The sequence below is a fragment of the Pseudomonas sp. AOB-7 genome (assembly GCF_003696305.1).
Lineage (GTDB): Bacteria > Pseudomonadota > Gammaproteobacteria > Pseudomonadales > Pseudomonadaceae > Aquipseudomonas.
In genome coordinates this window covers 102,192-115,517 of sequence record NZ_RFFK01000002.1, presented here as the reverse complement: position 1 = coordinate 115,517, position 13,326 = coordinate 102,192, and the positions used below count along the sequence as shown (strand labels likewise).

The following is a 13,326-nucleotide window of genomic DNA, read 5'->3' as shown; positions in this document are numbered from 1 at the left end:
AACCAAGCACTTGCTTGGTCGACTATTCCACGCAGACAAGGACGGCGCAAGTTAAGAAATGTTTCCCCGGTCGCCCGGCTAGCCGGCTACAACCGCGTGTCGCGGGATCAATGCGGATGGATCAGCGCCAGCAGCTCCATCAGCCCGGCCGCCGGCAGATCGCCGTCGAGCTCGGCCAGGCTGGCGGTGCGCATCGGCAGCGGCTCCTGGCGATTGCCATGCACCAGCAGGCCGCCGAGGGCGCCGATCAGCGGCTGGTGGCTGACCAGCAGCATTTCCGCGCCTTCGCGCTCGTCGAGGTACTTGAGCACCTCGCGCGGGTCGCTGTCCGGCGTCAGCCAGGGCACGGTGCCCACCGCGCCGGCGAAACCCAGCGCGCCGCGCACCAGTTCGGCGGTCTGCTGGGCGCGCACGTAGGGGCTGGCGAGAATCGCCGTGAGCGGCCGTCCGGCCAATTGCGCGGCGGCCTGCAGCACCTCCTTGCGGCCGTGGGCGGTCAGCTCGCGCACGGCATCGCTGGCGGCCTGCGGCTCGGCCTGACCGTGACGCAACAGCCACAGCCTCACAGCTTCGGCTCCTCGTCGCGCACCGGGTGCGGCGCCGGCGGGATGCTATGGGCGGCCTCGCCTTGCGGCGCGCGCGGGGTCGGCCAGTCGGCGAACGGCCAGGGCTTCTCGTCGCTGTTGAAGGTGCCGAAACGGCCGATCTGCATCAGGTACTGGCTGAGGCTGTCGCCGAAACCCAGCAGGCTGGCGTTCGGCGCACCGTAGAACAGGCGATAGCCGAGTTGCAGCAGCACCACGGCGCCGAGCAGCAGCTCGGCCAGTTGCCAGACGATGACGAAGATCACCATCCACAGAATGCGCAACAGGATCGACTCGCGTTCCAGCTCCTGCTTCTCATCGTTCATCACTTGCTCCTTAGAAACCCGCGGTGGGAATGAAATCGACGTCGGTCTTGGGTTCGCCGCGCATCAGCAACTCGATCACCTGCGCCAGCGTGCGCCCCTCGAACAGGATGGCGTGCAGCCCGGCGACCAGCGGCATGTACACCTCCAGCTCCTCGGCGCGCGCCTTGAGCACCTTGAGAGTATTGACCCCTTCGGCGACTTCGCCCAGGCGCTGCACCGCCTCGTCCAGGCTGAGGCCTTCGCCGAGGGCGAAACCGACCTGATAGTTGCGGCTTTTCGGTGACGAACAGGTGACGATCAGGTCGCCCACCCCGGCCAGGCCGAGGAAGGTCATGGGGTTGGCCCCCAGCTTGACGGCGAAGCGGGTCATCTCGGCCAGGGCACGGGTGATCAGCATGCTCTTGGTGTTCTCGCCCATGCCGAGGGCCGCGGCCATGCCGGACATGATGGCGTAGACGTTCTTCAGCGCGCCGCCCAGCTCGACGCCGAAGCGGTCGGCGCTGGCGTAGACGCGAAAGGTGCGACCGTGCAGGGCCTGCTGCACGCGCAGGCAGAGTGCTTCGTCCTCGCTGGCGATCACCGTGGCGGTCAGCGCGTGCTCGGCCACTTCCTTGGCCAGGTTCGGCCCGGACAGCACGCCGATGCGCGCATCGGGAGCGATTTCCTCGAGAATCTGGCTCATCAGCTTGAAAGTCTTGGCTTCGATGCCCTTGGTGGTGCTGATCAGCAGCTTGCCGGCGAGCAATCCGGCCACCGGTTGCAGCGCCTCGCGCAGGGCGCTGGAGGGCAGCGCGACCAGCACCAGCTCGGCCTGCTGCAGGGCGCCGGCCAGGTCGCTGGTCGGTTCGATGCCCGGGTGTAGCTTGACGCCCTTGAGGTAGCGCGGATTCTCGCCGCTGCGGCGCATCTGCTCGGCCTGCTCGGGGTCGCGCATCCACTGCAGGACGCGCTGGCCGTTCTCCGCCAGCAGATTGGCCAGGGCGGTGCCGAAGCTGCCGCCGCCGAGTACGGCAATGGGTTGAAGCTCTGTCATAACACTTCCGAGTGGGGCCATGCGCGATGGCGGTCTGCAGGCATTATACGGAGCCGCGAGTGACCGGCCAGGGCAAAAGTTCGCCGTGCCGCATCGGTCCCGGCGGGCAAACGCGAAATGGTGCAGAGTGCGCGCGCCTGGCGCTGGCAAAGCGCGCCGGGTCGGTTAACATGCCGGCTCGACGTAATTTGCCAAGGACGACCCGTGCCCACAGGCAGCCCCTTGCCCCGCCCTGCCCGCTACAGCCGCCGGCAGCGCCGCACTCCGACAGGGACAGTACGACCATGAGCCAGCGCCGCGGCTGGAACATCCACACGCGTACCCAGCTGATCAGCGTCGGCCCGGCCCTGCTGCTGACCCTGCTGCTGACCGGCTTTCTCACCTTCACCCGCCTGCAGGACCTGCGCCAGGAGCAGGGCCACACCGGCCAGCTGATCGCCAACCAGCTGGCCCCGGCCAGCGTGTACGGCGTGCTCAACGGCAACCTGGGCACCCTGGAAAACCTGCTGCGCGCCACCCTGAGCACGCCGGACGTGCGCTTCGCCGAGGTGCGCGACCGCGACGACAACATCCTGGTCTACGTCGAGCGGCCCAAGGAACAGGGCCACAGCACGCCGCAGGTGGAGGTGTTCCAGGCGCCGATCCGCCTGCAGCGCCCGCCATCCGGCGCGCAAACTGCGGTGCCGCACGGCAAGACGCTCGCCGACGGCTACCTGGGACGGGTGGTGGTGGGCATGTCCAACGACACCTTCAACGCCCGCCAGCAGGAAATCCTGTTCAAGGCCGGGGTGCTGTCGCTGCTGGCCCTGCTGCTGACCTTCCTCCTCGCCCGCCGCCTGGCCCGCCGCCTGGCGCAGCCGCTGAGCGCCATGGGCCAGGCCCTGGAACGCATCCAGGCCGGCGACTACCGCCCGGCGCTGGCCGAGCGCGGCAACGACGAGCTGACCGACCTGGCGCGGCACATCAACGACCTCGCCAGCGCCCTGGATCGCAGCGGCCGCGAGCAGCAGCAGGCAATCGCCGAACTGATCCAGGCGCGCGAGGAATCCGAGCAGGCCAACCGCGCCAAGTCCGACTTCCTGGCGATGATGAGCCACGAGCTGCGCACGCCGATGAACGGCGTGCTGGGCATGCTGCAGCTGCTGGAGACCACCAGTCTCAACGACGAGCAGGCCGAGTACGCGGCGCTGGCCACCGAATCCACCGAGCACCTGCTCAAGGTGATCAACGACATCCTCGACTTCTCCCGTATCGAGCGCGGCGCGCTGGAGCTCGAGGCCATCCCCTTCAACCTGCCGGAGCTGCTGCAGGGCTCGATCCAGGTGTTCCAGCACAGCGCCCAGCAGCGCGGCCTGCAGCTGCAACTGGACAGCCAGCCGGGGCTGGAGCAGCTGGAGATGCGCGGCGACCCCACGCGCATCCGGCAGATCCTGGTCAACCTGATCGGCAATGCGCTGAAGTTCACCGAAGATGGCGGCATCCGCGTGGAAACCCGCTGGCAACCGCTGGACGAGCAGGTGCTGTGGTTCACCTGCGCGGTGCACGACAGCGGCATCGGCATCGACGCCGAGCGCCTGGAGCACATGTTCGACGCCTTCCAGCAGGCCGATACCTCGATCTCCCGCCGCTACGGCGGCACCGGCCTCGGCCTGCCCATCGCGCGCACCCTGGCCGAACGCATGGGCGGCACCCTGCGCGCCGATAGCGAGGTCGGCGCCGGTTCGGTGTTCACCCTGGAGATTCCCCTGCCGTTCCGCCAGCGCAGCGAACAGGAACAGGCCAGCGAGAGCCTCAAGCCGGGCGGCGACGGCCAACCGGTGCTGCTGGTGGAGGACAACCCGGTCAACCAGACGGTGATCGAAGCCATGCTGCGCAGCCTGGGTTACCGGGTCAGCCTGGTCGGCGACGGCCAGCAGGCGCTGCACAGCTTCGCCCAGCACGATTACGCAGCGATCCTGATGGATTGCCGGCTGCCGCTGATGGACGGCTACGAAGCCACCCGGCAGATCCGCCAGCAGGCCAGAGGCCAGCAGATACCGATCATCGCCCTGACCGCCAACGCCCTGCAGGGCGACCGCGAGGCCTGCCTGGCCGCGGGGATGAACGACTACCTGGCCAAGCCCTTCAAGCGCGCGGATCTGCAACACATCCTGCAGCGCTGGCTGCCACCCCGACCATAGGCGAGTGGCAGTGGCGCGGTGGCGGGGTTACAAGGAGAAATGCCGGCGGCTGTGACAAGGCCGCGGCAGCGGAGTACAACTGTACTCACCGCGCTGTGACTTTCACCACAACGCAACAGTCTATGACTAGGCTGCCGGCAGACGCCTACCAGGCGTGGCCGGCCAGGACGATTCGCCCAGCCTTAGAAGCGTGGGGACAATTGAGGAGCTCGCATGACAAGACAAAACGCCTATACCCGGGAAGACCTGCTCGCCTGCAGCCGCGGCGAACTGTTCGGTCCGGGGAACGCGCAACTGCCCGCCCCGAACATGCTGATGATCGACCGCATCGTTCACATCAGCGAAACCGGCGGCAAGCACGGCAAGGGCGAAATCGTCGCTGAGCTCGACATCAATCCGGACCTGTGGTTCTTCGGCTGCCACTTCGAGGGCGACCCGGTCATGCCCGGCTGCCTCGGTCTCGACGCCATGTGGCAGCTGGTCGGCTTCTACCTCGGCTGGCAGGGCAACCCCGGCCGCGGCCGCGCTCTGGGTTCGGGCGAAGTGAAGTTCTTCGGCCAGGTGCTGCCGACGGCGAAGAAGGTCACCTACAACATCCATATCAAGCGCACCATCAGCCGCTCGCTGATCCTCGGCATCGCCGACGGTAGCGTCAGCGTCGACGGACGCGAGATCTACAGCGCCGAAGGCCTGCGCGTCGGCCTGTTCACCTCCACCGACAGTTTCTGAAGGACTTGCACATGCGTCGTGTAGTGATCACCGGTCTGGGCATCGTTTCCTGCCTGGGCACTGACAAAGAAGCCGTAGCCGCCAGCCTGCGTGCCGGCAAGTCGGGCATCCGTTTCAACCCGTCCTATGCCGAGATGGGCCTGCGCAGCCAGGTCTCCGGTTCGGTCGACCTGAACCTGGAAGAGCTGATCGACCGCAAGGTCTACCGTTTCATGGGCGACGCCGCCGCCTTCGCCTACCTGTCCATGGAGCAGGCGATCAAGGACGCCGGCCTCAGCGAGGAACAGGTCTCCAACCCGCGCACCGGCCTGATCGCCGGTTCCGGCGGCGCCTCCACCTTCAACCAGATGGAAGCCCTCGACATCCTGCGCGAGAAAGGCGTCAAGCGCGTCGGCCCGTACCGCGTGCCGCGCACCATGGGCAGCACCGTCTCCGCCTGCCTGGCCACGCCGTTCAAGATCAAGGGCGTGAACTACTCGATCTCCTCGGCCTGCGCCACCAGCGCTCACTGCATCGGCCACGCCATGGAGCAGATCCAGATGGGCAAGCAGGACGTGGTGTTCGCCGGTGGCGGCGAAGAAGAACACTGGAGCCAGAGCTTCCTGTTCGACGCCATGGGCGCCCTCTCCACCCAGTACAACGAAACCCCGGACAAGGCCTCGCGCGCCTACGACGCCAAGCGTGACGGTTTCGTCATCGCCGGCGGCGGCGGCATGGTGGTGGTCGAGGAGCTGGAACACGCCCTGGCCCGCGGCGCGAAGATCTACGCCGAAATCGTCGGCTACGGCGCCACCAGCGACGGCTACGACATGGTCGCGCCGAGCGGCGAAGGCGCGGTGCGCTGCATGCAGCAGGCCCTGGCCACCGTCGACACGCCGATCGACTACCTCAACACCCACGGCACCTCCACCCCGGTCGGCGACGTCGCCGAAAGCCGCGCGGTGCGCGAGGTGTTCGGCGACAAGGCGCCGGCCATCAGCTCGACCAAGAGCCTGTCCGGCCACAGCCTGGGCGCCGCCGGCGTGCAGGAAGCGATCTACTGCATGCTGATGATGGAAGGCAACTTCATCGCTGCCTCGGCCAACATCGAGGAAGTCGATCCGGAACTGGCCGACCTGCCGATCCAGCTCAAGACCGTGGAGAACGCCAAGCTCGACACCGTGATGAGCAACAGCTTCGGCTTCGGCGGCACCAACGCCACCCTGGTGCTCAAGCGCTGGGCCGGCAAGTGACAGCTGCCCTGCAGTAAAGACAACGGCGCCTGCGGGCGCCGTTTTCGTTGCTGCATCAGAAACCCTTGTGGGAGCCGGCTTGCCGGCGATCAGCCTGGCTCGCCGGCCGCCCCCTGTCGGCCTCAGACCTTGAAGCGCGCCACCAGGTTGTTCAGATCCACCGCCAGGCGCGACAGCTCCTGGCTGGCGGCGCTGGTCTGGTTGGCACCGGCCGAGCTCTGCAGCGACAGGTCGCGGATGTTGACCAGGTTGCGGTCCACCTCGCGCGCCACCTGCGCCTGCTCTTCCGAGGCGCTGGCGATCACCAGATTGCGCTCGTTGATCGAGGCGATCGCCTGGGCGATCTGCTCCAGCGCCGTGCCGGCGGCCTGCGCCACCTCCAGGGTGGAACGGGCGCGGCCGTTGCTGCTGTGCATCGCCCCCACGGCCTGGTCGGTGCCGCTCTGGATGCCGCCGATCATCTGCTCGATTTCCTGGGTCGACTGCTGGGTGCGATGGGCCAGCGCCCGCACCTCGTCGGCGACCACGGCGAAGCCGCGGCCAGCGTCGCCGGCCCGCGCGGCCTCGATGGCGGCGTTGAGCGCCAGCAGGTTGGTCTGCTCGGCGATGGAGCGGATCACGTCGAGCACCTTGCTGATCTCGCGCACCCGCTCGGCCAGCTGCTCGACCTGCCCGGAGGTGCTGTTCACGTCCTCGGCCAGTTGACTGATCGAGCTGACGGTCTGGCGCACCTGCTCGCGGCCCTGCTGGGCGGTCTGGTTGGACTCGCGCGAGGCCTCCGAAGTGCTCACCGCGTTGCGCGCCACCTCCTCCACCGCCGCGGTCATCTGGTTGACCGCGGTGGCGGCCTGTTCGATCTCGGTGTTCTGCTGGTGCAGGCCGCGGCTCGAGTCCTCGGTCACCGCGTGCAGCTCCTCGGACGCCGAGGCCAGCTGGTTGGAGGAGTCGGCGATGCTCTGGATGGTGCTGCGCAGGCTCTGCTGCATGCTTTTCAGCGCCGCCAGCAGGCGCGCCGGCTCGTCGTTGCCGAGCACCTGGATCGACTGGGTCAGATCGCCCGAAGCCACCACCTCGGCTACCCGCACCGCTTCGGTCAGCGGCGCGACGATGCTGCGGGTCAGCAGCAGCGCCAGCACCACGGTGGCCAGGGCCGCCAGCAGCAGCATGCCGATGACCCAGGCGCGCGCCGACTCGAACACCACGCCGGCGCGCTGCGCCGCGGCCGAAACGGCGTTGCGGTTGAGTTCCGAGAGCTCGCGCAGGCCGCGGGCCATGGCGTCGGCGTGCTGGTTGAGCACGCCGCCGGCGACTGCGATCGCGGCATCGAAATCGCCGCGGCGCACCGCCTCGACTATCCGCCCCTGTTCCTGCAGGTAGGCCGTCTCGGCCCGCTTGAAGTCGTCGTAGAGGCGACGTTCCTCGGCGGTGGTGATGCGCTGCGCGTAAGCCGTTTGCGCCTTGGCGAGCATGGCGCGCAGCTCCTCGGCCAGGCGCAGGTTGCGCTGCACCTGCTCGGGTTCGCGGTTGAGCATCAGGCGCAGGGTAATGGCGCGCAGGCGCAGCACGTCCTGACTCAACTCGGCCAGCGCCAGCACGCTGGGCAGCCAGTTTTCGTCGACCTCGGTGGACTGCTTGCGCATCTCCGCCATCTGCAGCAGAGAGAAGGCGCCGAGCAGCAGCACCAGCAGTGCCACCAGTCCAAAACCCAGGGCCGCCCGCGGGGCGATGGCAAGATTACGCAGCGACATTGATGATGCTCCTGTTGTCGGCAACCCACCGCCATTCCTGACCGCAGGTCTGAAGATATTCAGCTAACTACTTAATTTCCCTTGTATCGGCTTGTGCCTTGGGCGCTTGATGGGGTGCACGAAATTTTTCTGCACACATGCAAAAGGCGCCCCGCGGGGCGCCTTCGGTTGGCGAGCGGATGCTTCAGGCCGCCTCCTCCAGCTCCTCTACCTTGCGCTTGCCGCGCAGGCGCGGCAGCAGCATCGGCACCCGTTGACGATAGCTGCGGTACTGCGGATACGCCCGCAGCAGGTCGCGCTCCTCGAAGACGATGGCCAGCAGGATGTAGGCGCTGGTGGCCAGGGCGAACAGCAGGTGGGTGGCGCTCATCTGCGGCGTGCACCAGAAAGCGAAGAACCAGCCCAGGTACAGCGGATGGCGCACCAGCTTGTAGGCCCCTGGGGTCTGGAACGGCAGCGCGGTGTAGGGCCGGCCGAGTAGTTGCAGCCACACCTGGCGCAGGCCGAACAGGTCGAAATGGTTGATCAGGAAGGTGCTGTACAGCACCAGCGCCCAACCGAAGCCGAAGCCGGCGTTGAGCAGCAGGCGCCCACTGCGGTTGTCGATCTCCCAGATCATCCCGCCCAGCGGCTGCCAGAAGTAGAACAGGGCGATCAGCGCCAGGCTGGAAAACAGCACATAGGTGCTGCGCTCCGCTTCGACCGGGATGATTCGCGTCCACAGGGCCTTGAAGGCCGGGCGCGCCATCACACTGTGCTGCACGGCGAACAGGGTCAGCAGCAACAGGTCGATCGCCAGGGCGTCGGCCAGGGGCAACAGCGGTGCGCCGTCGATGGTGCGCGGCGCCGCCGGCAGGTTGCCGACGAAGGCCATGGCGTAGAGAAAGGTGGCCAGGAACAGGGCGTAGCAGGCAAGGCCGTAGATAAAGATGGCAAGGCGTTTCATGAGGAGTCCTCGATGCGCGGGCGCGCACCTGATGTTCGTCTAGGCAATCAGCTCAGGTCCATGTAGCGGCGCGTCAGTCCGGGGTTCTGCGCCAGGTAGATGCACAGCATGCGGTCGCCGGCGGCGGACGCCTTGCGGCGGCGCGCGGCGCCGTGCTGGCGCGGCGCTGTCTCGCCGGCGGCCTGGCTCGGGCTCATGCGCCCGGGGGTGAAGAATGGGAGTTTCATGGGATGTTGCCTCGTGGTGGTTGGGGGCTGCAGGCTGTTGCCGAGCCCTGAGGCCAGCTTGCCGCGCCCCTGTATCGCCACGATGGCGCCGTGCTGCGCCTTTGTATGCCTTGAGTATCAGCGGGTATCAGCCGCCAGCTGGGCGCTCAGCCAGGCGTACAGGCGGCCCTGGTCCAGCGGCTTGTGCAGCAGCGCGCGCACGCCCTGGGCCAGCACCTCGGCCTCCTCGAGACGCTCGCTGAAGCCGGTGTAGAGGGCGATCGGCAGATCGGCGCGGGCGGCCAGCAGGCGCCGCGCCAGTTGCAGGCCGGTCAGGCGCGGCATGCACTGGTCGATGATCGCCAGGTCCCAGGCGTAGGGATCGGCCAGCAGCTCCGCGCTGGCCTGCTCGGCGTCGCACCACAGGCGCGTGTGCAGCCCCCAGCCGGCCAGGCGCTCGCAGACGAACTCGCCGACCAGGCGCTCGTCGTCGATCACCGCCACCCGCCCACACAGCGCCGGCCAGGCATGCGCGGCGGCCACCTGCGCCGTCACCGCGCGCGCCGGCGCACCGGCCTCTGCCTGCGGCGGCAGACAGATCTCGAAGCTGCTGCCCTGGCCCGGGCGGCTGTGCACGCGGATATGCCCGCCGTACTCGTGAACGATGCCGTGGGCCATCGACAGGCCCATGCCACTGCCCTGCCCCGGCGCCTTGGTGCTGAAGAACGGCTCGAACATGTGCAGCTGCACCGCCTCGGCGATACCCGGCCCGGAGTCGCTGACCCGCAGCACCAGGTAGTCGCCGGCAAACGCCTGCTGACAGGAGGCACAGATGCCGTGCGGCTGCAGGCCGCGCTGCAGTTCGATGCGCAGGCGGCCACTGCCGGCCATGGCGTCGCGGGCGTTGATGCACAGGTTCATCAGCACCTGCTCCAGCTGCAGCGGATCGACCCGCGCCAGCGGCAGCGCCTGGGCCAGTTGCAGGTCGATTTCGATGCTGCTCGGCAGGGTCGACTGCAACAGCTGGCGGAACTCGCCGATCAGCTGGTCGAGCGCCACCGCCTGCGCCTGGCCGCGCCCGCCGCGGCTGAAGGTGAGCATCTGCTGGATCAGGTCGCGGGCCTTCTCCGCCGAATGCTGCACCCGCGTCAGGTAGTGGCTCAGACGTTCGTCGCCCTGGCGCTCGGCCAGCTCCTCGGCCATCACCGTGTAGCCGAGCATGCTGGTCAGCAGGTTGTTGAAGTCGTGGGCGATGCCGCCGGTCAGATGGCCGATGGCCTCCATGCGCTGGGCCTGGCGCAGCTGCTGCTCCAGATCGGCGCGCTGCTGCTCGGCCTGGCGACGCTCGGTGATGTCGCGCAGAAAGCCGATGAACTGGCTGCCCTGGGCGCCCTGCACCACCGTGATGGCCAGCTCGGCGGGAAACTCCTGACCGTCGGCGCGCATCGCCTGGACCTCGACCCGACGCCCCAGGAAGGCGCCCTCGCCGGTCGCCAGATAGCGGCGGAAGCCCTGGTTGTGGGCAGCGCGATGCGGCAGCGGGATGATCAGCTCGGCCAGCTCGCGGCCCAGCGCCTGCTCGCGGCGATAGCCGAAACACTGCTCGGCGGCCGGGTTGAAGGTGGTCACGCGGCCCTCGGCGTCCATGCCGATGATGCAGTCCAGGGCGCTGGCGACTATGGTGCGGTACTGCTGCTCGCTGGCGCGCAGCGCGCATTCGGCCTCCTTGCGCTGGCTGATCTCGCGGGTGAAGGCGAGGATGCGCTCGACACCGCCGATATTGGCCCGCTTCAGACACACCTCGTCCCAGTGCAGGCTGCCGTCGCGGTTGCGCCGGTGCCACTCGAAGCGCTGCGGGCCCTCATCGCGGGCCCGCGCCAGCCAACCCAGGGCCTCGACCCCGGTGTAGGGCGGATAGCCGGCGCAGAAGGCGTCGAGCGGCAGGCTGAGCATCTGCGCGTGGCTGTAGCCATACAGGGCACAGGCGCGCGGGTTGATGTCGAGCAGCGCGCCGCTGTCCAGTTCGTGGACGAAGATGGCGTCCTCCGAGGCCTCGAAGATCGCCCGGTAGCTGGCCTCGGCGTCCAGCCGCTGCAGCTCGGCGGCGGCGCGCACCGAGAAGATCCGCAGCACCGACTCGACCCGGCTGCGCTCGGGCAGCGCGTGGCGATGGCCGACGGCGATCAGCCCCAGCGGCCGGCCGTCGCTGGCGAACAGCGGGTAGCCGGCGTAGCTGTCGAGGCCCAGGTGGCTCAGGCTGTCGTCGCCCGGGTAGCAGTGCGCCAGGTTGCACTCGACCAGGTGGAAGGCCTGACCGAACACCTCCTCGCAGGGCGTGCCGGCGATGCTGTAGGTCAGGTTGGGCAGCAGCTGGCCGTCGAAGTACAGCGCCAGGGTGCTCAGGCGCCGGGCATCGGGGTCGCAGACGCGGCTGACGAAGGCGAAATCGGCCTGCAGCGAGCGCGCCAGGTAGCGGGCGATGGCCTCGAACACCGCCTCGCCGGTGGCCGCCGAGACGCCGAGGGCGACGTGGCGCAGGGCCTCCTCGACCCGCTTGCGCTCGCTGATGTCGGTGGAGATGCCGCATACCGCGATGACCCGGTGGCGCTCGTCGAACAGCGGGAACTTGCTCGACAGGTAGACCCAGCTGCGCTCGCGCAGCAGCAGCTGCTCCTCGAACTCGATGGAATGGCCGAGGCTGGCCACGCTGAGGTCGTTGCTGCGCAGGGCGTCGGCCACCTGCACCGGGAACAGCTCGTGGTCGCTGCGCCCGAGCACCTGCGCGGCGCTGAGCTGGAAGAAGCGCTCGAAGGCCGGATTGACCAGGCGGTAGCGGCCGTCGAGGTCCTTGATGTAGATGACCGCACTGCTGTTGTCGACGATCTGCCGCAGCGGGTGGTCGAGATCGCTGGTCACCAGGGCCGGGAGCGGGTGCATGGCGGACCTCCGCACAGGGGCTATGGCGCCAGTATAGGAAGGCGCGCGACGTCCCTGGCCGCCGGCAGGCACAGTGAAACAATTGAAACATTGCGCAGCGGCTTTAGCCGCTAAAAGCCGCCACGGCAGCGTCGGTTCAGCGGGTCACCAGCATATAGCCGACACCGCGCAGGGTGCGGATGATCTGCGGCTTCTCCGGGTCGTCCTCGAGCTTGCGCCGCAGGCGGGCGATACGGATGTCGATGGAGCGGTCGAAGGGGTTCCAGTCGCGGTTCTGCGTCAGGTTGAGCAACTGGTCGCGCGACAGCGGCCGGTTGGGGCGCTGGGCGAAGGCCTGCAGCAGGTCGAACTCCATGGCGGTCAGCTCGATCTCGCCGCCCTGCTCGTCGAGCAGCTGGCGGCGCTGCAGGTCGAGGCGGAAGCGGCCTAGGCACACGCCGCCGTCCGAGGTTGGCGCCTCCTCGCCGGCGTGTCGGTAGCGGCGCAGCACGCTCTTGACCCGCGCCAGCAGCTCGCGCGGGTCGAAGGGCTTGGCCAGGTAGTCGTCGGCGCCCACTTCCAGGCCAATGATGCGGTCGACCGGGCTGCCGGCGCCGGAAATCATGATCACCGGCAGGTCGTGGCGTTCGCGCAGAAAGCGCGCCAGGCTCAGGCCGTCCTCGCCGGGCAGGCCGACGTCGAGCAGGACCAGGTCCGGCAGGCCGTCCTGCAGCGCCTGGCGCAGCGCCGCGCTGTCGGCGCAGCCGTGCACCGCATAGCCGTGACCGCCGAGGTAGTCCTGCAGCAGCTGCCGCACCTCGCCGTCGTCGTCCACCACCAGTACCCGCTGCCCGTCCGCCATCGCCCTGCCCTGCTCCGCTCCTTTCACAGCATAGGCCGGGACGGCGGATCAACGTACCTGAAAGCGCTGTTCGGCCAGCTTGCGGTCGCCCTGGAACACCATGAAGTGCCATTCGCCGGGCACCACCTCGTGATGTTCGCTGAACTCGAAGGCCATCACGTCCTGCGGCGCACCTGTCACCAGCTGCTGCCGCACCTCGAACTTGTCGTGGCGCTGGCCGTCCGGGGTGACCACGCCGGGGGTGAAATACAGCAAGGTCAGCGGCTCGTCGCCCTCGCGCTTGCCCACCAGGCGGTAGCGCAGGCCGAACTTGGTGCCGAGCTTGGCGGGCACCTGCTCGGTGCGCTGGATGTCCTGGTTGCTGCGGGTCAGCACCCTCTCGCCGGCCTCGAAGTCCTGATACTGGCTGGTGAAGATGCCGTATTCCACCGGCCCCTCCACCCGCACCTCGGCCTGAACGGCGGCGGCGCAAGCGAACAGACCAGCCACGGCGGCCACTTGAATTGGGTGCATGTCGCGCTCCTTGTTGAGATCGGCGCGAGCCTATGACGCCCAGATGACAGC

General features: G+C 68.3%; 12 protein-coding genes. 3 read left to right on the top strand and 9 right to left on the bottom strand.

Annotation, left to right across the window (positions count from 1 at the left end):
- Window positions 1-107: 107 nt before the first annotated feature.
- From sixA to EA796_RS04960, 3 genes are read right to left on the bottom strand one after another with little or no spacing between them, the layout of a single operon-like run.
- The gene (gene sixA / locus EA796_RS04970) at window positions 108-566 is read right to left on the bottom strand and encodes a phosphohistidine phosphatase SixA (protein ID WP_122107761.1); all 459 of its coding nucleotides are present in this window, start codon (window positions 564-566) and stop codon (window positions 108-110) included.
- On the bottom strand, window positions 563-910 hold the full coding sequence (locus tag EA796_RS04965; protein WP_122107760.1) for a DUF4389 domain-containing protein: 348 nt from the start codon (window positions 908-910) through the stop codon (window positions 563-565). Before EA796_RS04965 ends, sixA begins: the two co-directional genes overlap by 4 nt.
- Before the next feature lie 10 nt (window positions 911-920).
- The gene (locus tag EA796_RS04960; RefSeq protein WP_122107759.1) at window positions 921-1,943 is read right to left on the bottom strand and encodes an NAD(P)H-dependent glycerol-3-phosphate dehydrogenase; all 1,023 of its coding nucleotides are present in this window, start codon (window positions 1,941-1,943) and stop codon (window positions 921-923) included.
- A gap of 284 nt (window positions 1,944-2,227) precedes the next feature.
- On the opposite strand from EA796_RS04960, the gene EA796_RS04955 reads away from it, so the two are divergent.
- From EA796_RS04955 to fabB, 3 genes are all read left to right on the top strand, one after another.
- Window positions 2,228-4,123 (top strand): response regulator, encoded by a 1,896-nt coding sequence (locus EA796_RS04955; protein ID WP_178082536.1) that lies wholly within the window; start codon window positions 2,228-2,230, stop codon window positions 4,121-4,123.
- Between the two features lie 213 nt (window positions 4,124-4,336).
- A complete protein-coding gene (gene fabA, locus EA796_RS04950; RefSeq protein WP_021443686.1) occupies window positions 4,337-4,852 on the top strand; it encodes a 3-hydroxyacyl-[acyl-carrier-protein] dehydratase FabA in 516 nt (171 codons plus the stop codon).
- An 11-nt stretch (window positions 4,853-4,863) separates the two neighbouring features.
- Entirely contained in the window at window positions 4,864-6,084 is a 1,221-nt protein-coding gene (gene fabB, locus EA796_RS04945) for a beta-ketoacyl-ACP synthase I (RefSeq protein ID WP_021443687.1), read from the top strand.
- A gap of 122 nt (window positions 6,085-6,206) precedes the next feature.
- Here the strand turns inward: fabB and EA796_RS04940 are convergent, their stop codons facing one another.
- The 6 genes from EA796_RS04940 to EA796_RS04920 all read right to left on the bottom strand — a co-directional run bounded on the left by EA796_RS04940 (window position 6,207) and on the right by EA796_RS04920 (window position 13,275).
- Window positions 6,207-7,832: a methyl-accepting chemotaxis protein gene (locus EA796_RS04940; protein WP_122107757.1), complete on the bottom strand. Its 1,626-nt coding sequence runs from the start codon at window positions 7,830-7,832 to the stop codon at window positions 6,207-6,209.
- Between the two features lie 184 nt (window positions 7,833-8,016).
- The gene (mddA, locus tag EA796_RS04935) at window positions 8,017-8,778 is read right to left on the bottom strand and encodes a methanethiol S-methyltransferase (protein ID WP_122107756.1); all 762 of its coding nucleotides are present in this window, start codon (window positions 8,776-8,778) and stop codon (window positions 8,017-8,019) included.
- Between the two features lie 47 nt (window positions 8,779-8,825).
- A complete protein-coding gene (locus EA796_RS23030) occupies window positions 8,826-9,005 on the bottom strand; it encodes a hypothetical protein (RefSeq protein ID WP_147459029.1) in 180 nt (59 codons plus the stop codon).
- A gap of 117 nt (window positions 9,006-9,122) precedes the next feature.
- On the bottom strand, window positions 9,123-11,921 hold the full coding sequence (locus tag EA796_RS04930; RefSeq protein WP_122107755.1) for a PAS domain S-box protein: 2,799 nt from the start codon (window positions 11,919-11,921) through the stop codon (window positions 9,123-9,125).
- A 136-nt stretch (window positions 11,922-12,057) separates the two neighbouring features.
- Window positions 12,058-12,762, bottom strand: coding sequence for a response regulator (locus EA796_RS04925; protein ID WP_021444021.1), 705 nt, complete (start codon window positions 12,760-12,762; stop codon window positions 12,058-12,060).
- A gap of 48 nt (window positions 12,763-12,810) precedes the next feature.
- A complete protein-coding gene (locus EA796_RS04920) occupies window positions 12,811-13,275 on the bottom strand; it encodes a DUF3859 domain-containing protein (protein ID WP_122107754.1) in 465 nt (154 codons plus the stop codon).
- Window positions 13,276-13,326: the final 51 nt, after the last annotated feature.

Excerpts from the sequence above, each read along its gene's own strand:
- EA796_RS04965 (WP_122107760.1), bottom strand. The coding sequence starts at position 910 with ATGAACGATGAGAAGCAGGAGCTGGAACGCGAGTCGATCCTGTTGCGC.
- EA796_RS04960 (WP_122107759.1), bottom strand. The coding sequence starts at position 1,943 with ATGACAGAGCTTCAACCCATTGCCGTACTCGGCGGCGGCAGCTTCGGC.
- EA796_RS04955 (WP_178082536.1), top strand. The coding sequence starts at position 2,228 with ATGAGCCAGCGCCGCGGCTGGAACATCCACACGCGTACCCAGCTGATC.
- fabA (WP_021443686.1), top strand. The coding sequence starts at position 4,337 with ATGACAAGACAAAACGCCTATACCCGGGAAGACCTGCTCGCCTGCAGC.
- fabB (WP_021443687.1), top strand. The coding sequence starts at position 4,864 with ATGCGTCGTGTAGTGATCACCGGTCTGGGCATCGTTTCCTGCCTGGGC.
- EA796_RS04940 (WP_122107757.1), bottom strand. The coding sequence starts at position 7,832 with ATGTCGCTGCGTAATCTTGCCATCGCCCCGCGGGCGGCCCTGGGTTTT.
- mddA (WP_122107756.1), bottom strand. The coding sequence starts at position 8,778 with ATGAAACGCCTTGCCATCTTTATCTACGGCCTTGCCTGCTACGCCCTG.
- EA796_RS23030 (WP_147459029.1), bottom strand. The coding sequence starts at position 9,005 with ATGAAACTCCCATTCTTCACCCCCGGGCGCATGAGCCCGAGCCAGGCC.
- EA796_RS04930 (WP_122107755.1), bottom strand. The coding sequence starts at position 11,921 with ATGCACCCGCTCCCGGCCCTGGTGACCAGCGATCTCGACCACCCGCTG.
- EA796_RS04925 (WP_021444021.1), bottom strand. The coding sequence starts at position 12,762 with ATGGCGGACGGGCAGCGGGTACTGGTGGTGGACGACGACGGCGAGGTG.
- EA796_RS04920 (WP_122107754.1), bottom strand. The coding sequence starts at position 13,275 with ATGCACCCAATTCAAGTGGCCGCCGTGGCTGGTCTGTTCGCTTGCGCC.